Consider the following 22,293-nt stretch of genomic DNA (forward strand, 5'->3'; position numbering starts at 1 on the left):
TTCTTTTAAACCGTTATGGGACGTTCACTAAAAAAAGGGCCATTTATTTCAGACAGTTTGCTTCGTAAAATCGAGAAGCAAAACTCTAATGACGATAAAGCTGTCATCAAAACATGGTCCAGAGCCTCAACAATTCTGCCAATGATGATTGGCCATACAATTGCTGTTCACAATGGAAAGAGTCACATACCTGTTTTCATAACTGAGCAAATGGTTGGACACAAGTTAGGAGAGTTTGCACCAACTCGAACCTACAGAGGTCACATCAGAGATAAAAAAGGAACACGCTAATCATGAATAATTCATCTACCAAAAAGACAGCCCAGGCCCATGGGCGTTATATTCGCGGATCTGCTTCAAAAGTTCGACGTGTTCTTGATCAAATAAGAGGAAGAACTTATAGGGATGCTTTGATCATGCTTGAATTCATGCCTTATCGATCAACTGAGCCAATAACAAAAGTATTGCGATCAGCTGTTGCGAATGCAGAAAACAATCTTGGTCTTGAACCTTCTTCGCTGGTGATTAGCACTGCTACTGCTGATATGGGCCCACCAATGAAACGTTATAGGCCTAGGGCTCAGGGCAGAGCATTCGCAATTAAAAAGCAGACATGCCACATCAGCATTGCTGTTTCGGCCACTCAAACAACCAATTCTGAGGACTCAGACTGATGGGACATAAAATTCACCCCACTGGAATTAGGCTTGGCATCACCCAAGAGCATCGTTCTAAATGGTATGCACCAAGTAAGACTTATCCTTTACTACTCCAAGAAGATGATCGGATCCGCACTTTCATCAAGAAAAAGTATGGAGCAGCAGGGATAAGCGATGTATTGATTGCTCGAAAAGCAGATCAGCTTGAGGTCGAATTAAAAACTGCTAGGCCAGGAGTAATTGTTGGTAGGCAGGGAAGTGGTATTGAAGAACTCAGATCTGGTATTCAAAAAACAATCGGTGATAGAAATAGACAAGTACGAATTAATGTTGTTGAAGTAGAAAAAGTTGATGCAGATGCTTATCTTCTTGCCGAATATATTGCTCAGCAACTAGAAAAGCGTGTTGCCTTTAGACGGACTATTCGAATGGCTGTTCAAAGAGCACAAAGAGCTGGTGTCTTAGGTCTTAAAATACAAGTAGGCGGAAGGTTGAATGGTGCTGAAATTGCACGTTCTGAATGGACACGAGAAGGAAGAGTCCCTCTCCACACTTTGAGAGCAGAAATCGACTATGCAACCAAAGTTGCTAGTACAACCTATGGGGTTTTAGGAATCAAAGTATGGGTTTTCAAAGGTGAAGTTCTTCCTAAAGAAGAACAGCCATTACCTGTTGGTTCTACTCCTAGACGCAATAGGGGGAATCGAAGACCTCAACAATTTGAGGATCGTTCTAATGAAGCTAAATAAGGAGTTTTAATCATGCTTAGTCCCAAAAGAACCAAATTTCGCAAACAACAGAGAGGCCGTATGCGCGGCGTTGCTACTAGAGGCAACAAAATCGCTTTTGGTCAGTTTGCATTGCAAGCTCAAGATTGTGGTTGGGTTACCTCAAGACAAATCGAGGCAAGCAGACGAGCTATGACTCGTTATGTAAAAAGGGGAGGACAAATTTGGATTCGTATTTTCCCTGATAAGCCTGTAACGATGAGGCCTGCCGAGACAAGAATGGGATCTGGTAAAGGTAACCCAGAATTTTGGGTTGCAGTTGTTAAGCCTGGTCGAATTTTATTTGAAATGGGTGGCGATGAAATTACAGAGGAAATTGCAAAAGAGGCAATGCGTCTTGCTCAATACAAGCTGCCAGTAAAAACAAAATTTATTTTCCTAGAGGAAGATCTCAATAAGGGAAATTATAAACCTGCTAAAACTCCAGTTGAAGCAGATGATTCGGAGTCATCATCATGAGCAAAACAACTACGAAAGATGTTAGGAATCTATCTGATTCCGAGATATCAGAAAAGATTGAAAATCTTCGTAAAGAACTTTTTGATCTTCGTTTTAAGCAAGCCACTAGACAGCTAGCGAAAACCCACCGTTTCAAAGAGGCACGAACCGAATTGGCTCAACTTTTAACGGTTTCTAACGAGCGAAGCCGCTCCAACACATCATCTTGATTTTTTAGTTATGGCACTTAAGGAAATGGTTGGCACTGTTGTCAGTGACAAAATGCAAAAAACAGTAGTTGTCGCTGTGGAAAATAGATTTCCACATCCTATTTACCAAAAAATTATTAGTCGTACGACTAGATATAAAGCTCATGATGCAGAAAACCATTGCAAAGTGGGAGACAGAGTTCGGATTAAAGAGTCTCCTCCAATCAGCGCTCAAAAACGATGGACGGTTACAGATGTTCTCGTTCAGGGTATGAAATCTAAGGAGGCTGCAAAATGATTCAGCAAGAAACATTCTTAACAGTTGCAGATAACAGTGGAGCCAAGCGTTTGCAATGTATTAGGGTCTTGGGCTCTAATCGTCGCTATGCCCACGTAGGAGATGTGATTGTTGCTTCTGTTAAAGATGCGATGCCTAATATGGGAGTCAAAAAATCAGATGTCGTTAAAGCGGTTGTTGTTCGTACTAGAGCAACAATGCGTAGAGAGACAGGAAATTCAATTCGCTTTGATGACAACGCTGCTGTTCTGATCAATGATGATCAAAACCCAAGAGGTACTAGGGTGTTTGGTCCCGTCGCACGAGAATTAAGAGAACGCAATTTCACTAAAATTGTCTCTTTAGCTCCGGAGGTTATTTAGTCATGCCAGCAATTAACAAATCCAAAGCTCCTACTGATCGGATCAAAATGAAAATCCGTAAAGGAGATACAGTTCAGATTATTTCTGGAAAGGACAAGGGTAAAACCGGTGAAGTCCTTAAAACACTTCCCTATGAAAATAGAGTTTTAGTCCAAGGAATTAACCAAAGAACAAAGCATGTAAAACCCTCACAGGAAGGAGAAACTGGTCGAATAGAGACCAAAGAATTTTCCTTGCATGCCTCAAATGTAATGATCTACTCAACTAAAGAGAAAGTTGCTAGTAAGGTTGAAATTTTTGTAGATAAAGACGGATCAAAGAAACGACGATTAAAAAAGACTGGGGAATTAATTGATTAATTCACTATTCCTTTATCTGAATTAACTAAAGCAGAGTTTCTTTTCCCAATTGAATTCTGACCAAGACCAGAATTAAATCCTTTCCAACAATGTCACTAAAAACCCGTTATCGAGAGACAATTAGACCAAAGCTTTTAAAAGATCTTGGTCTAAAAAATGTTCATCAAGTTCCTAAAGTGCAGAAGGTCACTTTAAATAGAGGTCTTGGTGAAGCCGCAACGAATTCAAAAGCTTTAGAAGCCTCTCTAAAGGAAATGGCAACAATCTCGGGGCAAAAAGCTCTTGTAACAAGGGCTAAGAAAGCAATTGCTACTTTCAAAATCAGACAAGGAATGCCTATTGGTTGCGCAGTCACACTTAGAGGTGATCGCATGTATGCATTCTTGGAAAGGTTCATAAATCTGGCACTTCCAAGAATCAGAGATTTTCGTGGGGTCAGTCCTAAAAGCTTTGATGGCCGAGGAAATTACACCATTGGAGTCAAAGAACAACTTATTTTCCCTGAGATCACTTTTGACAAAGTCGACACCATTAGAGGCATGGATATCACAATTGTGACCAGTGCTTCCTCTGATGAGCAAGGTAAGGCTCTTCTTAGTGAAATGGGAATGCCCTTCCGTAAAAAATGAGTTTGATTAGCTAAATACTATGGCCAACCACGATCCAATTTCAGACATGCTCACTCGCATACGAAATGCAAGTGAAAAACGTCATGAACAAACCAAAGTCCCTGCTTCAAGAATGTCTCTTAGTATCGCTAAGGTGCTTCAGCGTGAGGGGTTTATTGCAGAAATCAATGAAGAAGGAGAAGGCTTTCGAAAGCAGCTCATTCTTGGATTGAAATATACTGGTAAGCATCGCTCACCCATTATTCGTTCAATGCAGCGAGTGAGTAAACCAGGGTTGAGGATTTATAAAAATACTCGAGGATTGCCAAAAGTTTTAGGAGGTCTTGGAGTTGCAATAATCTCTACCTCTAAGGGAGTCATGAGTGATCGTGATGCTCGCAAACAAGGTGTTGGAGGAGAAGTCCTCTGCTATGTCTGTTGATTGATTAGGTATTTATTATGTCTCGTACTGGAAAAAAACCAATCTCCCTTCCTGAAAAGGTAGATGTAAAACTTGAAGGACTTTCTATTACTGTTAAAGGTCCAAAAGGTGAACTGCATCGAACTCTTCCTGATGGAGTAAGCCTAAGCAAAGATGACAAAACTATTGTTGTTAAACCAATAAATGAAAAGAGACAGTCCAGGGAAATGCATGGGCTATGTAGATCTCTTGTGGCAAATATGGTTGAGGGAGTTAGTAATGGTTTTACAAAAAAACTTGAGATTGTTGGTGTTGGCTCAAGAGCTCAAGTAAAAGGAAAAACTCTTGTTGTTAGTGCCGGTTATAGTCATCCTGTTGAGGTTGTCCCTCCTGAAGGCATAACTTTTAAAGTTGAAAATAATACAAATGTGATAGTAACTGGACCTGATAAAGAATTAGTTGGCAATGAAGCTGCCAAAATAAGAGCAATTAGGCCTCCAGAACCCTATAAAGGCAAGGGAATCAAATATGAAGGAGAAAACATAATTAGAAAAGCTGGTAAGTCTGGCAAAGCTTAATCTTGCTTATTTGTTTTTTAAAATTTTTTAGCCATGTCAAAACTCTCAAGAAAACAACAGACACAAAAAAGACATAAACGCTTGAGGAGAAACTTAAGCGGAACAGAAGCTCGACCAAGACTTGCTGTTTTTCGTTCTAATAACCACATCTATGCTCAAATAATAGATGATGATGCCCAAAGCACCATATGTGCTGCATCAACCTTAGATAAAGACTTAAAAGCTTCTTTAAAATCTAATGCTGCAAGTTGCGATGCTTCTACAGCGGTCGGAGAGCTTGTTGCAAAAAAAGCTTTATCAAAAGGCATCAAACAAGTTATCTTTGACAGAGGTGGGAACATCTATCATGGCAGGGTTAAAGCTCTAGCCGAAGCTGCCAGAGTGGCAGGCTTGAACTTTTAATTATTGCTTTAACAATGACAGACTCTAAAAACCAGTCCTCAAGTAAAAGAACTTCAGGAGCATCAGATTCCCCTCCTGCCGCAGATGGTAGGCAGGATAATCGTCGAAATCGTGGTGAGAAACGCGGAGGAAGAAGAGATAGAAGAGGGCAAGAAAGAGATTCTGAATGGCAAGAGCGTGTTGTCCAAATCAGAAGGGTTTCCAAAACTGTCAAAGGTGGAAAGAAAATGAGTTTTAGGGCAATAGTTGTAGTAGGGAATGAAAAAGGACAAGTTGGGGTTGGGGTTGGGAAAGCTGGCGATGTAATTGGTGCTGTTAGGAAAGGAGTCGCTGATGGAAAAAAACATTTAGTTCGTGTTCCCTTAACACGAAATAGCTCTATACCAACTCTCTCTAATGGTAGAGATGGAGCAGCGAGTGTATTAATTCGTCCTGCAGCGCCTGGAACTGGTGTAATTGCGGGGGGGTCAATTCGTACTGTCTTAGAGTTGGCTGGAATTAAAAATGTACTTGCTAAGAGATTAGGTAGTAAGACTCCTCTCAATAATGCTCGTGCTGCAATGGTTGCTTTAAGTGAGTTAAGAACTCATAAAGCCACAGCAAAAGAGCGCGGTATTTCACTTGAGCAGATTTATTCTTAAAAATCATGACTATTAAATTAGAATCTCTTCAGTCAAATCAAGGATCTAGACGTAAAAAAACACGTAAAGGTCGAGGTATCGCTGCTGGCCAAGGAGCTAGTTGCGGTTTTGGGATGAGGGGCCAAAAATCTCGATCAGGTAGACCTACTCGCCCAGGCTTTGAGGGTGGTCAGATGCCTTTGTATAGAAGAGTCCCAAAATTAAAGCATTTTCCAATAGTCAATCAGAAAAATTTTACCGTCCTCAATGTTTCCAGTTTGAATGAATTGAAAGAGGGAACTGTCGTTAATCTTGATTCATTGGTCAAGGAGGGTATTTTGACAAAACCAAAAAATCCTCTAAAAATTCTTGGCAACGGTAAATTAGAAGTTAAATTGACTGTTCAAGCTGCTGCTTTTACAACATCCGCCAAAAAGAAAATTGAAGAGATCGGCGGCAAATGTGAGATATATACTTAACTTAGCTATCCCAAAAAATTGATTTTATACACTAGCCTCTAATAAATTATCCTTATTAAATGTTAATAAGTCGTGGTCGAAACCCAAGCGCAGGTGAAGTAATCACTCAGCTTTTTAGTAATGAAGAGCTTAGGGGAAGAGTCTTAACTACCCTAGGTCTATTGTTAATAGTTCGGTTAGGAATTTATATTCCTATGCCTGGAATAGATAGAGAGGCTTTTAAAACTTTTATTGATCAGGGGGGGCAATTGATTGGATTTCTTGATATTTTCACAGGTGGCGGAATCTCAACTTTGGGTATTTTTGCACTAGGTATTCTTCCTTTTATTAATGCTTCAATAATTATTCAATTGCTTACTGCTTCTTTACCGCAATTGGAAGATCTACAGAAAAATGAAGGGGAGGCAGGAAGAAGGAAGATTGCTCAAATTACTAGATATGTAGCCTTGGGGTGGGGATTGGTTCAAAGCACAGTTTTTGCTTTGATTCTTAGACAGTATGCAGTCGAAGGTCTTGGCGAAACTGAATTTGTTATTCAAACATCCCTGGCATTAGTCACTGGATCGATGATAGTCATGTGGCTTAGTGAGATTATTACTGAAAAAGGTATAGGCCAAGGGGCTTCTTTAGTTATTTTCTTGAATATTGTTGCGACTTTGCCTAAGGCACTTAGCTCTACTATTGAAAAAGCTCAAACCGGAGATAGAGCCGATGTTCTTGGGATAATAATTCTTTTGATAGTTTTTTTAATTACTATTGTGGGTATTATTTTTGTTCAAGAAGGCGCTAGAAGGATTCCAATCGTAAGTGCAAAAAGCCAAATGGGAGGTACAGCACTTCTGCCAAGTAGGCAAAGTTATTTACCCCTTAAGTTAAATGCTGGTGGCGTTATGCCCATAATTTTTGCATCTGCATTGATTTTCCTTCCAATAACAATCGCAAATTTCACTCAAAATCCTTTACTTATTAAGGCTGCCAGTTCACTTAATCCAGGTTCATCCAACCCATGGCCATATGCAATTACCTTTTTTGCATTGATTTTGGGTTTTGCTTATTTTTATGCTTCTTTAACCATTAATCCAATAGATATTGCTTCTAATTTAAAAAAGGGTGGCGTAGCAATTCCAGGGGTAAGACCGGGAGGTTCCACTGCTAATTATCTTTCAGGTGTTCAAAATCGACTCACTTTACTAGGTGGATTATTTCTTGGTTCAGTTGCCATTGTCCCTGCTGCAGTAGAGAGAGCAACTAATGTGCAAACTTTTCAAGGCCTTGGAGCAACTTCATTATTAATCTTGGTAGGAGTTGCAATTGATACATCTAAGCAGATTCAGACTTATGTCATTTCTCAAAGATATGAAGGATTAGTACGTCAATAAAATCTTTACTATGATTTTTATTTAAATGAAAAAGAAATTACTCTTCCTTGGTCCTCCTGGTGCGGGTAAAGGGACGCAAGCAAATCTTTTTTGCAAGAAGTACGGATTAGATCATCTTTCAACTGGAGATTTACTTAGAGATGAAGTCTCTTCTGGATCCGTTTTAGGTCTTAAAGCTGAGGAGGTTATGAATAAAGGAGAATTAGTAAGTGATGAATTGGTTCTCTCAATTGTTGAAGGAAGATTAGAAAATATTAATGAAGGGTGGTTGCTTGATGGTTTCCCTAGGAATGTCAATCAAGCGAATTCTCTAAAAAGTCTTTTAGAAAAAATAAATCAACCTTTAGAAGCAGTCGTACTAATAAAATGTGCCGACGATTATTTAATTAAAAGACTTTTAGAAAGAGGAAGGCAGGATGATAACCAACAAGTCATAAAAAATAGACTCGAAATTTATAGAGAAAAAACTTCTCCCTTAATTGCTTTGTATAAGAAGGAAGGTATTCTTGAGGAGATAGAAGGTAATGCTGACATAGATGTTGTGTTTTCATGTATTGAGAAATCTTTAGGCTGATGATGTAGTAAAGTTATAGTTTGGAAATAGGAGAGTCTCACCAAATGAAGGTTAGATCCTCAGTCAAAAAAATTAGTCCTGACGATCAGATCGTGAGGCGTAGAGGCCGAATCTATGTGATCAACAAGAAAAGGCCTCGTAACAAGCAACGTCAGGGCTGATTCCTGACTTTTGAAGAAATCTTAAACGATTAAATTATTTCGTTTGCTTTTTTCAACAACGGTCATCATTAATTTATGATGATTTTCATTGTCCTCTTCGATTTATCCCTAAGTGGCACGGATTTCAGGCATCGACATACCACGCGAAAAGCGTGTAGAAGTTGCCCTTACTTACATCTACGGCATTGGCTTAACCAGAGCCCAGGCTATCCTTGAAAAATCAGGAGTTAATCCTGATGTTCGTGTAAAGGATTTAGATGATAGTGATATTCAGAAGCTCAGAGCTGTTACTGAAGAATTCACTCTTGAAGGAGATTTGAGGCGCCAGGAAGGAATGGCGCTTAAAAGACTTCAAGATATTGGATGTGTCCGTGGACGCAGGCATCGAATGAGCCTTCCTGTTCGTGGACAACGAACAAGAACTAACGCTCGTACACGCAGAGGAGCTAGAAAAACTGTTGCAGGAAGAAAGAAATAATTTCTTAAGACTCCTGTTACCAACTGGTAATTTACTTAATCTTTATTAAATAAAGCACAGCCTAATGGCTACACCCTCAAAGAAATCCGGTTCTAAGAAGTCAAAGCGCAACGTTCCAAATGGAGTTGTGCATATTCAAAGTACCTTTAATAACACCATTGTCTCAATTACTGACACCTCTGGTGAAGTCATTTCCTGGTCATCAGCGGGAGCAAGCGGATTCAAAGGAGCTCGAAAAGGTACTCCTTTTGCTGCTCAGACCGCTGCTGAAGTTGCGGCCAGAAGGGCCCTAGAGCAAGGAATGCGTCAAATAGAAGTTCTTGTAAGAGGACCAGGCTCAGGTCGTGAAACCGCAATAAGAGCGTTGCAAGTAGCTGGTCTTGAAATTACTTTGATCAGAGATGTTACTCCTCTTCCTCATAATGGTTGTAGGAGGCCTAAGCGCAGACGCGTTTAAAATCTATTCACTTGAGTGAACTTTTCTTTTTTTCCACATCGCATTAGACCGTGTTGCAATACCAGATAGACAGGATCGACCATCAAGTTGCCAATGATCGTTCCCAAACAGGCGTCTTCCTAATCGGACCTCTTGAAAGAGGTCAAGCAACAACTTTGGGTAATTCCCTTCGCAGGGTGTTAATGGGCGGACTCGAAGGCAGCGCAGTTACTGCTGTAAGGATTGCAGGTGTTAATCATGAATATGCAACAATTCCTGGTGTAAGAGAAGATGTATTAGACATACTGCTGAATTGTAAACAAATTTCAGTTGATAGTCGCAGTCAAGAGCTTGAGATAGGAAGGCTTGTTGTGACAGGCCCAGCTGAAGTTAAAGCAAAGGACATTCAGTTCTCATCACAAGTTGAAGTTGTTGATGGTGATCGCCCAATCGCAACAGTTCAGGAGGGGCATAACTTAGAACTAGAAATACATGTAGAAAGAGGTGTTGGATATCGACCAGTTGATAGAAGAAATGAAGAGACAAGCGCAATTGATTTGCTTCAAATAGATGCTGTATTTATGCCTATAAATAGAGTTAATTTTACTATTGATGAAACCGCTGTAGCTGAGGGGGGATCAACTAGAGAAAGATTAAAAATGGAGTTGGTCACTGATGGATCCACATCTCCAGACGATGCATTGGCGGAAGCTGCGAATCAATTAATCGAACTTTTTCAACCTCTTGCCACTGTCTCAATGGTAGAAGAGATTCCTGAAGAGCCAGAGCCAGCAGCTGAAGCCCAAATCCCCCTTGAGGAGTTAAACTTGTCTGTAAGAGCTTATAACTGCCTAAAACGTGCCCAAGTGAACTCTGTTTCAGACCTGATGGGTTTCAGTTATGAGGATTTATTGGAAATTAAGAACTTCGGTTCTAAATCTGCTGATGAAGTTATTGAAGCTCTAGAGAGAATTGGAATTTCTATTCCACAAAGTAGAACTTCTGCATGACTTTCAGTTTTATTACTATCACATCTAAAGGCTAATCCAATGCGTCATCAACGTCGAATTCCACAACTGAGTCTCCCTGCAGATCAAAGGAAGGCACTGTTAAGAGGATTAACTACTCAATTAATTCGTGAAGGTAGAGTCACGACAACGAAAGCAAGAGCTAAAGCTTTGAGAAATGAAACTGAGAGAATGATTACATTAGCTAAGGATGGCAGTCTTTCTTCAAGAAGAAGAGCTATTGGATATGTCTACGATAAGCAATTAGTTCATGCACTTTTTGAAAAGGCCCAAGAGCGATACGGTGATAGAGAAGGTGGCTATACAAGAATCGTGAGAACCACTCCAAGACGCGGTGATAATTCAGAAATGGCGATTGTTGAGCTTGTATAGATTCATTATTCTGCAAAAAAGTAAATCAAGATTTTTTCTTATTAGTTCAATTTGACGAAAAGAATTGCTCTTGTTATTCAATACGATGGATCAGGTTTTAGAGGCTGGCAAAATCAAAAAGATTCAATAACTGTTCAAGGAACTTTAGAAGAGAAAATTTCAGAACTTGATCCAATCAGACCAGTCAAGGCAATAGCAGCAGGCAGAACTGATTCAGGAGTTCATGCTTCAGGACAAGTTGTTCATTTTGATTGCTGTGGACCAATTCCTATTCATAAATGGGCATCAGCCTTGAATGGTAGGCTTCCAGCATCCATTAAAGTTCTTGAAGCAGTAAGTGTTCCAATTGATTGGCATGCTTGCTATTCGGCAAAATATAGAAGGTATAGATATTCTATTTTTAATGGTTCCTATCCAAATCTTTTTCTTCAAAATATAAGTTGGCATAAATATAGATTTATATTGGATATTAATTTAATGAAGCATGCTCTAAATGATTTGTTAGGTCTACATGATTTTGCAGCTTTTCAAAAAGCAGGAAGCAATAGAAGTAATTCATTGACCACAGTACAAGATGTTTCTATTTCCCGTGATGGGGATATAGTCACAGTTGAAATTCAGGCCAGTGGCTTTTTGTATGGGATGGTCAGGCTTTTGATGGGCCAATTAGTTGCTGTTGGAGAAAAACGACTTTCTTTAGAAAAATTTAGATATAGATGGAGAAAGGGTTTGCGCTCTGAGATTAAAGAGGCTGCACCTCCTCATGGTTTGTGTTTGATAAGAGTTGGTTATGAGCACATGATCTTTTCAAAAGAGAAAAGTTTTGACACTTTCCCAAGCTTTTCTCTCCCAATGTTTGAATCGTCAAAAAGTATTCAAAGAGTCCAAGATTAATAAATTAAAATTTGGGCATTTCTTAAATCAGTAATTTAAATTTTATACGAACAAAAAGGCCAGTTTTAAGCCATGAAAGTGTAGAATCAATCTTCTGAAGAATCAGATCAATTTATTGACTTGATAACTTCCTTAAACAGTATTATCAAAACGATAATGCTTATTCAGTGTTAAAGGTGTTCAGGGAAAATGAACAAAACATCAGTTCCATCGCCGGATTCAATAGATCGCCAGTGGTTTCTGGTGGATGCAGAGAATCAGACTCTTGGTCGACTAGCAACTGAAGTTGCTAGTGTCCTAAGGGGTAAGACAAAGCCAAATTTTACTCCTCATTTAGATACTGGAGATTTTGTTATTGTCGTCAATGCTGAAAAGATCAAAGTAACCGGCAAAAAATCAGATCAAAAGCTTTACCGCAGACATTCCGGACGTCCAGGTGGTATGAAAGTTGAAACCTTTAAGGCTCTTCAATCTAGAATCCCTGAGAGAATAGTTGAAAAGGCAATTAAAGGAATGCTTCCTCACACAAGGCTAGGAAGGCAATTATTTACGAAACTCAAAGTTTATAAAGGCTCTGATCATCCTCATTCAGCGCAAGAACCTAAAATTCTTTCTCTAAATTCTGAATCTGTTACGAAATGACTAGTTCAACAAACAAAGTAGTTTACTGGGGAACTGGTAGACGAAAGACATCAGTAGCCAGAGTTAGATTAACTCCGGGAAAAGGTGAAATAATCATCAATGGTCGCCCTGGTGACCATTACTTGAATTTTAATCCTGCTTATATATCTGCTGTTAAAGCTCCTTTGAAAACTTTAGGATTGAGTGAATCATATGACGTTTTAGTTAATGTCTATGGTGGAGGATTGACTGGTCAGTCTGATGCCATAAAGCAGGGCGCTGCTAGGGCTTTATGTGACTTATCACTTGATAACCGTAAGCCTTTGAAAGTAGAGGGTCACCTTAGTCGAGATCCTAGAGCAAAAGAAAGACGCAAATATGGTCTCAAAAAAGCTCGTAAAGCTCCACAATTCTCAAAGAGATAATTTCCCTTTTCATCTAAAATCTTGCTCTTTTCTAATCATGCCTAAATCAGATATACATCCAACTTGGTATCCAGAAGCAAAAGTTATTTGTAATGGAGAGGTTGTCATGACAACAGGTGCTACTCAGCCTGAAATTCAGGTTGATGTTTGGAGTGGAAACCATCCTTTCTTCACCGGGACTCAAAAGATTTTAGATACGGAAGGAAGAGTAGATAGATTTATGAAAAAATATGGTATGGCCCCATCGGATTCAAGTGAACAAAAAGAGAAATCTTCAGAAGAAAAAAAAGAAAGTTGATAGCGTTTGATTTAAAGATTTAGGGAATAAAAAGAATGGATTCTTCAACCCTAATTAAACGACTAGAAACAGCTAAAAGTAGTTTTCAAAATTTGGAGTTGCAATTAGCTGATCCAGATGTTGCTTCAGATCCAAAACAATTAGAGACAATTGCGAGAGAAAGATCCCGTTTAGAGCCTTTGGTTAATGATTATTTAAACCTCCAGATAATAGAAAAAGAGTGTCTAGAAGCTAAAGGATTAGTAAAAGAAAGCAAAGATGATAAAGAGATGGAACTTTTAGCTAGAGAAGAACTTCAAAATCTCGAACTCTCAAAAAATGAATTAATTCAAAAGTTGACTTTGGCTCTTTTGCCCAAAGATCCAAGAGATGAAAGAAGTGTGATGCTTGAAATAAGAGCTGGAGCAGGAGGAAATGAAGCTTGTTTATGGGCTGGCGATTTAGCAAGAATGTATGAGAGATATGGTCAAAAACTTGGATGGAATGTAAAACCCATAAGTTCAACAGAAGCTGATATGGGTGGCTTTCGTGAAATGATTATCTCAGTCAAAGGAGAGTCTGTTTACAGCCAATTAAAATTTGAAGCAGGTGTTCATAGGGTTCAAAGAGTTCCTTCAACCGAATCTCAAGGTCGAGTACATACCTCTACTGCAACTGTTGCTGTAATGCCAGAAGCTGATCCAGTAGAGGTGAAAATAGAATCTACTGACCTGGAAATAAGTACGGCAAGATCAGGTGGTGCTGGAGGGCAAAATGTAAATAAAGTAGAAACAGCTATTGATTTATTTCACAAGCCCTCAGGTATAAGAGTTTTTTGTACGCAGGAACGTTCTCAAATGCAAAATAGAGAAAGAGCAATGGAGATTTTAAGAGCTAAATTATTAGAATTAGAAATAGCAGAGGCTAATGCAAAGGAAAGATCTGCGCGATTGTCTCAGGTTGGCACAGGTGATAGAAGTGAAAAAATTAGGACATATAACTACAAAGATAATCGAACAACTGATCATCGATTAGGAGTTAATTTCCCTCTCGAGCAAGTTCTTTCAGGTCAATTGGAAGATGTGATTGACGCATGTATTGCCGAAGAACAAAGAAGGCAAATGGAAGAAATTAGTAATCAATCTGAAGATTAAAGGAAGCTACGCTACCCATCCAATTACATATTTACTCCATTCTTTATGGCGACCAGAATGAATTTGTTTTGTAGTTTCAAAACTCATGTTATTTAAAGGTTTATAGGGTTTTGTTTTCATTGGCATCTTGGCCTCATCTGGAGTTCTATTCCCCTTCATGACGTTGCATTGAAGACAAGCAGTAATCACATTCTCCCAATTGTCGGTTCCCCCTCTACTACGGGGTAAAACATGGTCAATTGAGAGTTTCTTGTTTTTTTGACCACAATATTGACAACAGTTATTATCTCTTTGAAATATATTTTTTCTAGAAAGAGGAATATCTCGATATGGAACTCTAATAAATTGTATTAATCTAATTACAGTAGGGGCTTTGACATCTTGCCTAATATTGTGTGAAGCATCTTCTTCAAGACTTTCAGCCTTGCCTTTAAGCATTAAAACAGTCGCGCGACGCCATGAAGTGATGTTCAATGGCTCATAGGAAGCATTCAGAACAAGAACTTGAGCCATGCAAGCAAGCTATTTAGCGGCATGCTAGTGCCATTGGAGCCTTGTTGCAGTTTCCCTTATTACATTGATTCCATGTAGAGTATGTCAAAGATCAATAAAAGAGAAAGATCTTTCACTTTTGGTGGGATAACTAAAAATGTGTTGAATCCTGATCCTCGAAGTCGTGCATGGGTTGAGGTCGATTCGAAAGTCATTGAAAATAATTCAAGAGTTTTGAAAAACTTTATTGGCACAGATTGTTTATTAATGGCAGTAGTCAAAGCTGATGGGTACGGACATGGTGCAGAGACTGTTGCAAAAGCAGCTTTAATTGGAGGCGCTGATTGTCTCGGAGTAGCAACATTAGAAGAGGGGATTCAATTAAGAAATGCTGGCTTGAAGTGTCATATATTAATTCTTGGAAATCTAATAAATGCAGAAGAACTTTATGCTTCTTTTTGCTGGGATCTTATTCCCACGATTAGCGGAATTCGTGAGGCTATAATTTGCAATAATATAGCAGAAAATAATCATAAAAAATTTGTTATTCACTTAAAAGTTGACACGGGTATGGCTAGACTTGGCTGTGATTGTAATCAAGTTGAAGAATTAATTACTAAGATTGATTGTTTAGAAAATATATCCTTAGAAGGTATATATAGTCATTTGGCAATTGCTGATAAAGATCTAGAAAATAATACTCAAACAAGTTTCACTCAGATTCAGTTAAATAGATTTGAGAAGGTTTTAAAGGATTTAGGCAAAAGAAATAAGATTCTATGCAGACACCTAGCTAATTCTGCGGGGACACTTTTAGATAGTCGTCTTCATTTTGATATGGTTCGAGTGGGACTTAGCTTGTATGGTTACTTTCCCGCAAATGATTTTCAGTCTGATTTGAACCTTACCCCAGCCTTGAAAGTTAAGGCTCGAGTTACTTTGGTTAGGGATGTTGAAAAAGGTATTGGAGTGGGGTATGGACATATTTTTAAAACTCAAAGGAAAAGTAAGCTTGCTGTCGTAGCTATTGGCTACGCAGATGGCGTAAGCAGGACTCTTTCTGGAAAAATATCAGCCTCAATAGATGGAGTTTTGGTTCCTCAAGTAGGCGCAATTGCAATGGATCAAATGGTCTTTGACATAACTGATAAACCAGATATTAAAACAGGTCAGGTTTTAACCCTTCTTGGAACAGATGGTGAGATTTGTATATCTCCTCAACATTGGTGCGATTTGTCTGGATCAATTCCATGGGAAGTTCTTTGCAGTTTCAGAAATCGACTTCCTAGAGTGGTCGCTTAAAATTTGTAGAGGATCACAATACAAATTTTTTGAACGTTGACTTGATAAGGTATTGGCAATGGAGAGGTGGCTGAGTGGTTGAAAGCGGCTCCCTGCTAAGGAGTTACAGGAGGTAACTTCTGTCGAGGGTTCGAATCCCTCCCTCTCCGTTCCTATTTACAGCAAAAGATCTTTATAAATTCAAAAGAAAAGAAATCTATTGCATTACTTCATTGCAACTAGCCAATATTTTTAAAATCATTGTGATCAGGATGCTTGAATAGGCAAAATTTTGGATTTAAAGTGCAAGCGAAAACAGCTCAGGCAGAGAAGAAAGCTGCGGCAGAGAAAAAGGCTGCAGCAGAGAAGAAAGCTGCGGCAGAGAAGAAAGCTTTAGCAGATAAGAAAGCCTTAGCAGAGAAGAAAGCTGCGGCAGAGAAAAAGGCTGCAGCAGAGAAGAAAGCTTTAGCAGATAAGAAAGCCTTAGCAGAGAAGAAAGCTGCGGCAGAGAAAAAGGCTGCAGCAGAGAAGAAAGCTGCGGCAGAGAAAAAGGCTGCAGCAGAGAAGAAAGCTGCGGCAGAGAAAAAGGCTGCAGCAGAGAAGAAAGCTGCGGCAGAGAAAAAGGCTGCAGCAGAGAAGAAAGCTGCGGCAGAGAAGAAAGCTTTAGCAGATAAGAAAGCTTTAGCAGATAAGAAAGCCTTAGCAGAGAAGAAAGCTTTAGCAGAGAAGAAAGCTGCGGCAGAGAAGAAAGCTTTAGCAGAGAAGAAAGCTTTAGCAGAGAAGAAAGCTGCGGCAGAGAAGAAAGCTTTAGCAGAGAAAAAGGCTGCAGCAGAGAAGAAAGCTTTAGCAGATAAGAAAGCCTTAGCAGAGAAGAAAGCTTTAGCAGAGAAGAAAGCTTTAGCAGATAAGAAAGCTTTAGCAGAGAAAAAGGCTGCAGCAGATAAGAAAGCTTTAGCAGAGAAAAAGGCTGCAGCAGATAAGAAAGCCTTAGCAGAGAAGAAAGCTTTAGCAGATAAGAAAGCTGCGGCAGAGAAGAAAGCTTTAGCAGAGAAAAAGGCTTTAGCAGAGAAGAAAGCTTTAGCAGATAAGAAAGCTTTAGCAGATAAGAAAGCTTTAGCAGATAAGAAAGCTTTAGCAGATAAGAAAGCTTTAGCAGAGAAAAAGGCTGCAGCAGATAAGAAAGCAGCAGCAGATAAGAAAGCTATTTCAGTAAAGCAACTTGATCCTCAGAAAAAGCGTGACTCCAGGACTGAACTGTTGACAGTTTCAGTTTCTTTAGATACAGGTAAAATTGTTGGAATAGTTGCTGTAGGTATATTGGCTTCTGCTTTTCTTGTCTCTGCAATGGTATTTATTTCTGGCTAATTCAATTTTCAAAAATCTTATCCAAATTAAGTTTTGATCATGAGTTTCTGCTATGTTTGCGTTTTTAACTTTTCCCAAAAGATATTAAACTGTGTTTAAAGACCGATTACAAGAAATTCTTGAATTCACTAAAAGTGAATCTCCTTATAGCAAAGCAAATAAAGGCTGGATTAATCAAGATATATTTTTAGAATTTGGCAAATCTTCTAGCGCCTTATCTAAACAAAAAGAAGTAGCAAAAATAACATTATTATGGCCTCCTATTCAAAGATTAATATCTAATTTATTAATTATAGTAATTATATCTTCACTAATTGTTCTGTCTACTTTAAAGGGGTCTCAACTTAACTTTAATCTAGGATCACTTTCTGTAGCTTTTAAAGATAAACTTGTTCAAACAGACACCAAAAAATCAAATATAATCTCAGAGGAGAATCAAATTATTGATATTAATTTTAATTCTGAAAGTGAAGAAGATTTTGCAAAAGAAGAAATAAATATATCAACTGAGGATTTATCAGATAACGAAGATTCATTAAAATCAGAAGATAATATCGCTAAAGATCAAATATCTGAATTAGATGAAGAACAATTGGAAGAAATAGAAATTAAAAATGACGTCTCCATTTCAAATACAAAGAAATCTAAATCTAACTTTTTTTGAGTTTATTTGAAAAAATAAGAAATAAATCAGTTTTTTATAAATTTTTTTCTCTCTTCTACCTTTTTAGTTCAATGGGATGTTTATATGATTGAATAAAAAATATTTTTTAGGAGTTTTTAAGGTGACAGAAGCTAAGGGTAATCAACTCGCAACAATATCTGTTTATTTGAATACCCCAATAATTGCTGTTCTTTTAGGGGTGGGATTCATTGTGGGTTCTATTTTATTTGCAGGTATCTTACTAATTGCTAGATAGCTAATTTATTTAACTCACTTCCTATAGCAGGAAGTAGAAATCTATCTTTCACTAATTTTTCCCCAATAGTAAAAACAGCTACAAGCATAGGATTTTTATTGGGTGCTTCCCACCATGCGACATCGTGGCGAACCTCACTCATTAGACCTGCCTTGCTCCATAGCTTTGAAGCATAAGGAAGACCTTCGCCTAAAAAACCATCTACTTGATTATTTAAATCTTGCTTACGAATAAATGGATCGAGTGATCGAAGGAAATTTTTTATCAATTTTTCACTTGCTACTTTTGGAAGCATCTCTTTAGTCATTAATGATTCAAAAATTCTGGCACTTCCGTCTGTTGTCATACTGTTTCGATTCTTATTATTTTCTCCATAAAAGTCTTTTTCTCTTCCAAAAGGACCTTCATTCCAAGTTTTTTGGCTACAGTTCCAATTTTGTATTTCAGGCCATTGAAGTTCTTCTAACCAGTTGTTAATTAATTGCCTTTGGATTGTCCATGCTTGATAGTTTGACTTGTTTAGAGATGGACCACTTGTTGTACCTGTTAAAAGATCTAAAATATAACTTGTGGCGTCATTATTAGAGTTTGCGATCATTTCATGTAATGCTCTTCTAAGTTCTTCTGAGTCAACAATTAAATCTTGTTGAAGCCATACGTGAGTCGCTAATGCATAAACTATCTTTACAACGCTTGCAGGATAAAAATTTCTGTTTGAATTCCACCCTGTTCCATATCCACTAGATGTAGATGGACTTTTCTTGTCATAGCGGATGCATGTTATTGCAATGTTTTCTTGAAGGTTTGGTCGACCTTCTTTTTCAAATCTATCGAGGAGACCTTTCAGGCAATATGCCATCTCAGGGTCTTGTCGGTAGAACGCCATAGCGCTCGAGAAGAATTCAATATGACCTTAGAGGTTTTGCTAACTAAAGCTTCATTTGTTTTGGGAAGTTTATGGAAACTCAGAGTAAATATTGATGGATTGAAAAGTCCAAATAGTGATGAATTAGTTACTCAAGCAAGTATTGGTAGGAGTTTTCAATTGATTGATTGTTTTAAATCTAATTATAAAAATAAAGAAATTATCGATAGAGTTAAAGTGCGTCTTTTGGAAGATGACTATATTTGTTGGTTTAGATTTTCTGAATTAATTCATCAAGCTTCAAGAATAGAATCCTGGGAATCTGAATTTTTCACTGAAGAGAAAATTATTTCTAAGATACCTAGGATTTTGTCTTGGACTAAGGCTGCGAAAAAAAATAATAATGAGTATTTGTGGGGTGGAACTATAGGTCCAAATTTTGATTGCTCTGGTTTGGTTCAATCTGCTTTTGCAAGTTCAGGTATTTGGATACCAAGAGATGCTTATCAGCAGGAAATATTCTGTAAAAATGTAGGATTGGATATTGAAACTTTAGGCGAAAAATTAATACCTGGTGATTTGCTTTTCTTTGGATCTTCTGAAAAATGTACACATGTGGGATTACATATTGAGAATGGTTTTTATATTCACAGTTCTGGGGTAACTGATGGGCATAATGGAATAGAGATTGACGGTTTATTTCACCCGAACCTTGGAAAAATTGCTTCTTTTTATAGATCTAAATTTAGATCTGCTGGAAGAGTGATGTCTTCTTATCAGAGTGAAAAAACTCTAAAGAAGATTAATTGACCATTATGAGGAGTTTTTAATGAATTCTAATGTCACCTTATCAATAGTTGTTCCTATCTATAACGAAGAAGAAAGTCTTCCTTTTTTGGTTAATCAGTTATTAGAAGTTTTAGAGCCTATGGAAGAAACTTTTGAATTAGTTTTAGTAAATGATGGTTCATCAGACAACAGCGCAGAGGTAATTAGAAAACTAAGCTTTGAGATACCAGAATTAGTTGGAGTTATGCTTCGTAAAAACTATGGACAGACTGCAGCTATGGCAGCAGGATTTGATATTTCTTCTGGTGAGATAGTCGTCACACTTGATGGTGATTTGCAAAATGACCCTAAAGATATTCCTTTATTAGTTAATAAGATTAGGGATGGATTTGATCTTGTAAGTGGATGGAGATATCGAAGGCAAGATGCCGCTATAAGTAGAAAGCTTCCTTCAAAAATTGCTAACAGGTTAATCGGGAAGGTTACTGATGTTCGACTTAATGATTATGGATGTTCTTTAAAGGCTTATAGGAAAGAAGTACTGACAGATATGAGATTGTATGGAGAATTGCATAGGTTTTTGCCTGTCCTCGCAAATATTGAAGGAGCTAGAATTACGGAGGTCAAAGTAAACCATAGAGCCCGCCAATTTGGGTCTAGTAAGTATGGAATAGATAGAACTTTTAGAGTCTTAATGGACTTGTTAACTGTTTGGTTTATGAATAGATTTTTAACTAGACCTATGTATGTTTTTGGTTTTGGTGGAATTCTTGCAATTATTGGGAGCTTCATAACAAGTTTTTACTTATTAATCATCAAACTTTTAGGAGAAGATATTGGTAATAGACCTTTACTCATTTTCTCTTTACTTCTTGCAGTGACTGGAGTCCAACTTTTTGGGTTTGGATTGCTTGGAGAGCTTCAGATCCGGACTTATCATGAAAGTCAAAATAGACCAATTTATCGCATTAGAGATACATTCCGAGGCGGACGAGAAGTTTGAGGTTTTTTATGTAAATCAATAGTTTTTCCTTTATAAGATGAAATGCCAGCTGCAGATGCAATAACAACTCTACTATCAGAATCCCTTAATCCTCTTCTTAAAAAAGGCAATGATTTATTATTCTTCCATTGACTAGCAATTTGAATAGCTAAAAGACGATCATTTGGGTTGCTAGAGATTAATCTAGTTAATTGTTTTTTTGTTTCTATTGAATTAAGTGAAAGTTGAGGTTTAAAAGACTCTGATTTTTTATTATTTAGTTTGGGTGATTTTTTATTTTGTAAACTCTTTTCGATTACCAAAGAGGCTGATGATAATTTTGCCTTTGTAAAAGAATCTTTTTGAGACTTAAAAAAAGCTGATGCCTTGGATTGTTTTTTTGAACTCCAAAGGATGAAAGCAATAATTAGAGCTAAACCACCAGCAAAAACTTGATTCATGATGAGAAAACCTTTTTAATGATGCATCTTCGTAAAAGAAGATAAACGGATTGAACTTTTATGTCATCAATGGGTTGTATTTGGTTTGATTAGATCATAATTCTATAAAATATAAGTGGATTTATTGAAATAAGTAATGACTAGTGAACTAGCTTCAAGTTTGCTTCCCGCTATTCTGATTCCATTAGTTGGAATAATGGGTCCAGCCGTTTTCATTGTTTTGATTGGTAGGTACATAACAGCTACTGAGTAATTTCAAAAACTTAATTTTCTACCAATTCTTTTAGCCCATGACTAAATCTCAAGAAACACTTATGCAAAAGTGGGCTGTGAAAACAGTCTCAGACCCAACTGTTGGTAATCTTCAAACCCCAGTGAACAGTGGTTGGTTTACAAAGATGGTTATAAATAATCTTCCTGTTTATAGACAGGGCTTGTCGCCAAATTTCAGAGGCCTCGAAACAGGAGCAATTTTTGGCTACTTACTCTTTGGTCCTTTCTCTATGACAGGGCCTCTTAGAAATACTGATTTTGCCTTAACAGCAGGTTTACTTGGCGGCGTGGGAGCAATTCAAATACTGACTGCTCTTTTTATTCTTTACAATGCTGCAGGCAAGTCGCCTAATGTCCAACCCCCTGATGCAACAGTAGCTAATCCTCCTTCTGATTTATTTACTCGAGCAGGATGGAATGATTTTACAAATGGTTTTTGGTTGGGAGGTACAGGAGGTGTTGTTTTTGCTTGGTTGTTAATTGGTACTTTGCATTTAGATACTGTTCTCCCTTTGATTAAGGAATATCATTTACTTGGAGCTTAAATTTTTTAGAAAATATTTTTAATTCTCTAAATTATTTATTTAAATTTACTGATTTTGAGTCAAAAGCTTGAATTTATATTTATTGATCTATTTTTATTTGAAATAACAATATCTAATTTCATCAATATTAGTTCCCAAAAAAAGAACACTGTTTATGAAGACAGTGTTCTTTGATTGGAAGCTTTTGTTATGGATTTATCCGAACTTACCAGAAGTAGATGCGATAACAAAGGCTCCAAAGGTTACAAAGTTTCCAACTGTGAAATGGGTTAAACCAACTAATCGTGCTTGGACAATTGA

37 protein-coding genes, 1 tRNA gene and 1 pseudogene are annotated in these 22,293 nt (G+C 37.7%); 35 read left to right on the top strand and 4 right to left on the bottom strand.

The features are described from left to right. Positions 1-15: 15 nt before the first annotated feature. From rpsS to prfA, 26 genes are all read left to right on the top strand, one after another. Positions 16-291 (top strand): 30S ribosomal protein S19, encoded by a 276-nt coding sequence (rpsS, locus tag SIB75_RS00850; protein WP_413389260.1) that lies wholly within the window; start codon positions 16-18, stop codon positions 289-291. Positions 292-293: 2 nt separating this feature from the next. Beyond that, positions 294-674 carry a 50S ribosomal protein L22 gene (rplV, locus tag SIB75_RS00855; RefSeq protein ID WP_413683579.1) on the top strand — a complete coding sequence of 127 codons (381 nt, stop codon included), beginning with the start codon at positions 294-296 and terminating at the stop codon, positions 672-674. Further along, on the top strand, positions 674-1,408 hold the full coding sequence (rpsC, locus tag SIB75_RS00860) for a 30S ribosomal protein S3 (RefSeq protein ID WP_413683580.1): 735 nt from the start codon (positions 674-676) through the stop codon (positions 1,406-1,408). Before rplV ends, rpsC begins: the two co-directional genes overlap by 1 nt. A gap of 12 nt (positions 1,409-1,420) precedes the next feature. After that, a complete protein-coding gene (gene rplP / locus SIB75_RS00865; protein ID WP_413389257.1) occupies positions 1,421-1,906 on the top strand; it encodes a 50S ribosomal protein L16 in 486 nt (161 codons plus the stop codon). Then, complete coding sequence (rpmC, locus tag SIB75_RS00870; protein ID WP_413683581.1) at positions 1,903-2,115, top strand: 50S ribosomal protein L29; 213 nt, start codon at positions 1,903-1,905, stop codon at positions 2,113-2,115. The genes rplP and rpmC overlap by 4 nt, the downstream gene beginning before the upstream one ends. Positions 2,116-2,125: 10 nt before the next feature. Then, positions 2,126-2,392, top strand: coding sequence for a 30S ribosomal protein S17 (gene rpsQ / locus SIB75_RS00875; protein WP_413683582.1), 267 nt, complete (start codon positions 2,126-2,128; stop codon positions 2,390-2,392). Then, on the top strand, positions 2,389-2,754 hold the full coding sequence (rplN, locus tag SIB75_RS00880) for a 50S ribosomal protein L14 (RefSeq protein WP_011295463.1): 366 nt from the start codon (positions 2,389-2,391) through the stop codon (positions 2,752-2,754). Before rpsQ ends, rplN begins: the two co-directional genes overlap by 4 nt. 47 nt (positions 2,755-2,801) lie before the next feature. Further along, positions 2,802-3,113 carry a 50S ribosomal protein L24 gene (rplX, locus tag SIB75_RS00885; protein WP_269625525.1) on the top strand — a complete coding sequence of 104 codons (312 nt, stop codon included), beginning with the start codon at positions 2,802-2,804 and terminating at the stop codon, positions 3,111-3,113. Between the two features lie 89 nt (positions 3,114-3,202). Then, positions 3,203-3,742, top strand: coding sequence for a 50S ribosomal protein L5 (rplE, locus tag SIB75_RS00890; RefSeq protein ID WP_011295461.1), 540 nt, complete (start codon positions 3,203-3,205; stop codon positions 3,740-3,742). Positions 3,743-3,761: 19 nt separating this feature from the next. Then, on the top strand, positions 3,762-4,163 hold the full coding sequence (gene rpsH, locus SIB75_RS00895; RefSeq protein WP_413683583.1) for a 30S ribosomal protein S8: 402 nt from the start codon (positions 3,762-3,764) through the stop codon (positions 4,161-4,163). A gap of 17 nt (positions 4,164-4,180) precedes the next feature. Beyond that, on the top strand, positions 4,181-4,720 hold the full coding sequence (gene rplF / locus SIB75_RS00900; RefSeq protein ID WP_413683584.1) for a 50S ribosomal protein L6: 540 nt from the start codon (positions 4,181-4,183) through the stop codon (positions 4,718-4,720). Between the two features lie 33 nt (positions 4,721-4,753). Then, a complete protein-coding gene (rplR, locus tag SIB75_RS00905) occupies positions 4,754-5,122 on the top strand; it encodes a 50S ribosomal protein L18 (protein ID WP_413683585.1) in 369 nt (122 codons plus the stop codon). A 14-nt stretch (positions 5,123-5,136) separates the two neighbouring features. Next, positions 5,137-5,763: a 30S ribosomal protein S5 gene (gene rpsE, locus SIB75_RS00910; protein WP_413683586.1), complete on the top strand. Its 627-nt coding sequence runs from the start codon at positions 5,137-5,139 to the stop codon at positions 5,761-5,763. Positions 5,764-5,768: 5 nt separating this feature from the next. After that, the gene (rplO, locus tag SIB75_RS00915; RefSeq protein WP_413683587.1) at positions 5,769-6,221 is read left to right on the top strand and encodes a 50S ribosomal protein L15; all 453 of its coding nucleotides are present in this window, start codon (positions 5,769-5,771) and stop codon (positions 6,219-6,221) included. Between the two features lie 59 nt (positions 6,222-6,280). Next, a complete protein-coding gene (secY, locus tag SIB75_RS00920; protein ID WP_413683588.1) occupies positions 6,281-7,600 on the top strand; it encodes a preprotein translocase subunit SecY in 1,320 nt (439 codons plus the stop codon). Positions 7,601-7,625: 25 nt separating this feature from the next. After that, on the top strand, positions 7,626-8,174 hold the full coding sequence (locus SIB75_RS00925) for an adenylate kinase (RefSeq protein WP_413683589.1): 549 nt from the start codon (positions 7,626-7,628) through the stop codon (positions 8,172-8,174). 44 nt (positions 8,175-8,218) lie between these two features. Further along, the gene (gene rpmJ, locus SIB75_RS00930; RefSeq protein ID WP_011295453.1) at positions 8,219-8,335 is read left to right on the top strand and encodes a 50S ribosomal protein L36; all 117 of its coding nucleotides are present in this window, start codon (positions 8,219-8,221) and stop codon (positions 8,333-8,335) included. 112 nt (positions 8,336-8,447) lie between these two features. Then, positions 8,448-8,813, top strand: coding sequence for a 30S ribosomal protein S13 (gene rpsM / locus SIB75_RS00935; RefSeq protein WP_413389249.1), 366 nt, complete (start codon positions 8,448-8,450; stop codon positions 8,811-8,813). Between the two features lie 64 nt (positions 8,814-8,877). Then, the gene (gene rpsK, locus SIB75_RS00940) at positions 8,878-9,270 is read left to right on the top strand and encodes a 30S ribosomal protein S11 (RefSeq protein ID WP_413683590.1); all 393 of its coding nucleotides are present in this window, start codon (positions 8,878-8,880) and stop codon (positions 9,268-9,270) included. Between the two features lie 50 nt (positions 9,271-9,320). Next, complete coding sequence (locus tag SIB75_RS00945) at positions 9,321-10,259, top strand: DNA-directed RNA polymerase subunit alpha (RefSeq protein WP_413389247.1); 939 nt, start codon at positions 9,321-9,323, stop codon at positions 10,257-10,259. 39 nt (positions 10,260-10,298) lie between these two features. Beyond that, positions 10,299-10,649, top strand: coding sequence for a 50S ribosomal protein L17 (gene rplQ, locus SIB75_RS00950; RefSeq protein ID WP_413389246.1), 351 nt, complete (start codon positions 10,299-10,301; stop codon positions 10,647-10,649). Positions 10,650-10,700: 51 nt separating this feature from the next. Further along, entirely contained in the window at positions 10,701-11,543 is an 843-nt protein-coding gene (truA, locus tag SIB75_RS00955; protein ID WP_413683591.1) for a tRNA pseudouridine(38-40) synthase TruA, read from the top strand. 189 nt (positions 11,544-11,732) lie between these two features. Further along, positions 11,733-12,185 carry a 50S ribosomal protein L13 gene (gene rplM, locus SIB75_RS00960; RefSeq protein ID WP_011295447.1) on the top strand — a complete coding sequence of 151 codons (453 nt, stop codon included), beginning with the start codon at positions 11,733-11,735 and terminating at the stop codon, positions 12,183-12,185. Next, complete coding sequence (gene rpsI, locus SIB75_RS00965) at positions 12,182-12,589, top strand: 30S ribosomal protein S9 (RefSeq protein ID WP_413683592.1); 408 nt, start codon at positions 12,182-12,184, stop codon at positions 12,587-12,589. The genes rplM and rpsI overlap by 4 nt, the downstream gene beginning before the upstream one ends. Before the next feature lie 37 nt (positions 12,590-12,626). Continuing rightward, on the top strand, positions 12,627-12,887 hold the full coding sequence (gene rpmE / locus SIB75_RS00970) for a 50S ribosomal protein L31 (protein WP_413683593.1): 261 nt from the start codon (positions 12,627-12,629) through the stop codon (positions 12,885-12,887). Positions 12,888-12,922: 35 nt separating this feature from the next. Further along, positions 12,923-14,020, top strand: coding sequence for a peptide chain release factor 1 (prfA, locus tag SIB75_RS00975; protein WP_413683594.1), 1,098 nt, complete (start codon positions 12,923-12,925; stop codon positions 14,018-14,020). 6 nt (positions 14,021-14,026) lie between these two features. Here the strand turns inward: prfA and SIB75_RS00980 are convergent, their stop codons facing one another. After that, the gene (locus tag SIB75_RS00980) at positions 14,027-14,533 is read right to left on the bottom strand and encodes an HNH endonuclease (RefSeq protein ID WP_413683595.1); all 507 of its coding nucleotides are present in this window, start codon (positions 14,531-14,533) and stop codon (positions 14,027-14,029) included. 81 nt (positions 14,534-14,614) lie between these two features. Between SIB75_RS00980 and alr the strand changes: the two genes are divergently transcribed. The 5 genes from alr (at position 14,615) to SIB75_RS01005 (ending at position 18,078) form a co-directional block, all read left to right on the top strand. Then, entirely contained in the window at positions 14,615-15,814 is a 1,200-nt protein-coding gene (gene alr, locus SIB75_RS00985) for an alanine racemase (RefSeq protein ID WP_413683596.1), read from the top strand. Positions 15,815-15,874: 60 nt separating this feature from the next. Then, positions 15,875-15,963, top strand: a tRNA-Ser gene (locus SIB75_RS00990). A gap of 133 nt (positions 15,964-16,096) precedes the next feature. Then, a complete protein-coding gene (locus SIB75_RS00995; RefSeq protein ID WP_413683597.1) occupies positions 16,097-17,158 on the top strand; it encodes a hypothetical protein in 1,062 nt (353 codons plus the stop codon). 91 nt (positions 17,159-17,249) lie between these two features. Continuing rightward, positions 17,250-17,822, top strand: a complete 573-nt coding sequence (locus SIB75_RS01000) for a hypothetical protein (RefSeq protein WP_413683598.1) — start codon at positions 17,250-17,252, stop codon at positions 17,820-17,822. A gap of 121 nt (positions 17,823-17,943) precedes the next feature. Next, the gene (locus SIB75_RS01005) at positions 17,944-18,078 is read left to right on the top strand and encodes a hypothetical protein (protein ID WP_413389238.1); all 135 of its coding nucleotides are present in this window, start codon (positions 17,944-17,946) and stop codon (positions 18,076-18,078) included. On the opposite strand, the gene SIB75_RS01010 is transcribed toward SIB75_RS01005, so the two are convergent. Beyond that, positions 18,071-18,964 (bottom strand): serine hydrolase, encoded by an 894-nt coding sequence (locus tag SIB75_RS01010; protein WP_413683599.1) that lies wholly within the window; start codon positions 18,962-18,964, stop codon positions 18,071-18,073. The two genes, SIB75_RS01005 and SIB75_RS01010, sit on opposite strands and share 8 nt — an antisense overlap. Between SIB75_RS01010 and SIB75_RS01015 the strand changes: the two genes are divergently transcribed. Further along, positions 18,947-19,753 carry an NlpC/P60 family protein gene (locus SIB75_RS01015; RefSeq protein ID WP_413683600.1) on the top strand — a complete coding sequence of 269 codons (807 nt, stop codon included), beginning with the start codon at positions 18,947-18,949 and terminating at the stop codon, positions 19,751-19,753. The two genes, SIB75_RS01010 and SIB75_RS01015, sit on opposite strands and share 18 nt — an antisense overlap. Positions 19,754-19,772: 19 nt before the next feature. Further along, positions 19,773-20,735, top strand: coding sequence for a glycosyltransferase family 2 protein (locus SIB75_RS01020; RefSeq protein ID WP_413683601.1), 963 nt, complete (start codon positions 19,773-19,775; stop codon positions 20,733-20,735). Here the strand turns inward: SIB75_RS01020 and SIB75_RS01025 are convergent. Next, entirely contained in the window at positions 20,693-21,175 is a 483-nt protein-coding gene (locus tag SIB75_RS01025; RefSeq protein WP_413683602.1) for a HEAT repeat domain-containing protein, read from the bottom strand. The two genes, SIB75_RS01020 and SIB75_RS01025, sit on opposite strands and share 43 nt — an antisense overlap. 136 nt (positions 21,176-21,311) lie before the next feature. On the opposite strand from SIB75_RS01025, the gene SIB75_RS01030 reads away from it, so the two are divergent. Both SIB75_RS01030 and SIB75_RS01035 read left to right on the top strand, forming a co-directional pair. Beyond that, positions 21,312-21,428, top strand: a complete 117-nt coding sequence (locus tag SIB75_RS01030) for a photosystem I reaction center subunit VIII (protein ID WP_011295429.1) — start codon at positions 21,312-21,314, stop codon at positions 21,426-21,428. Positions 21,429-21,465: 37 nt separating this feature from the next. Further along, positions 21,466-21,993 (top strand): photosystem I reaction center protein subunit XI, encoded by a 528-nt coding sequence (locus SIB75_RS01035; protein ID WP_413683603.1) that lies wholly within the window; start codon positions 21,466-21,468, stop codon positions 21,991-21,993. 195 nt (positions 21,994-22,188) lie between these two features. On the opposite strand, the pseudogene SIB75_RS01040 reads toward SIB75_RS01035, so the two are convergent. Further along, a pseudogene (locus SIB75_RS01040) lies at positions 22,189-22,293 on the bottom strand (hypothetical protein); the annotation flags it as partial.

The organism is Prochlorococcus sp. MIT 1011 (assembly GCF_047305235.1).
Taxonomy (GTDB): Bacteria; Cyanobacteriota; Cyanobacteriia; order PCC-6307; family Cyanobiaceae; genus Prochlorococcus_B.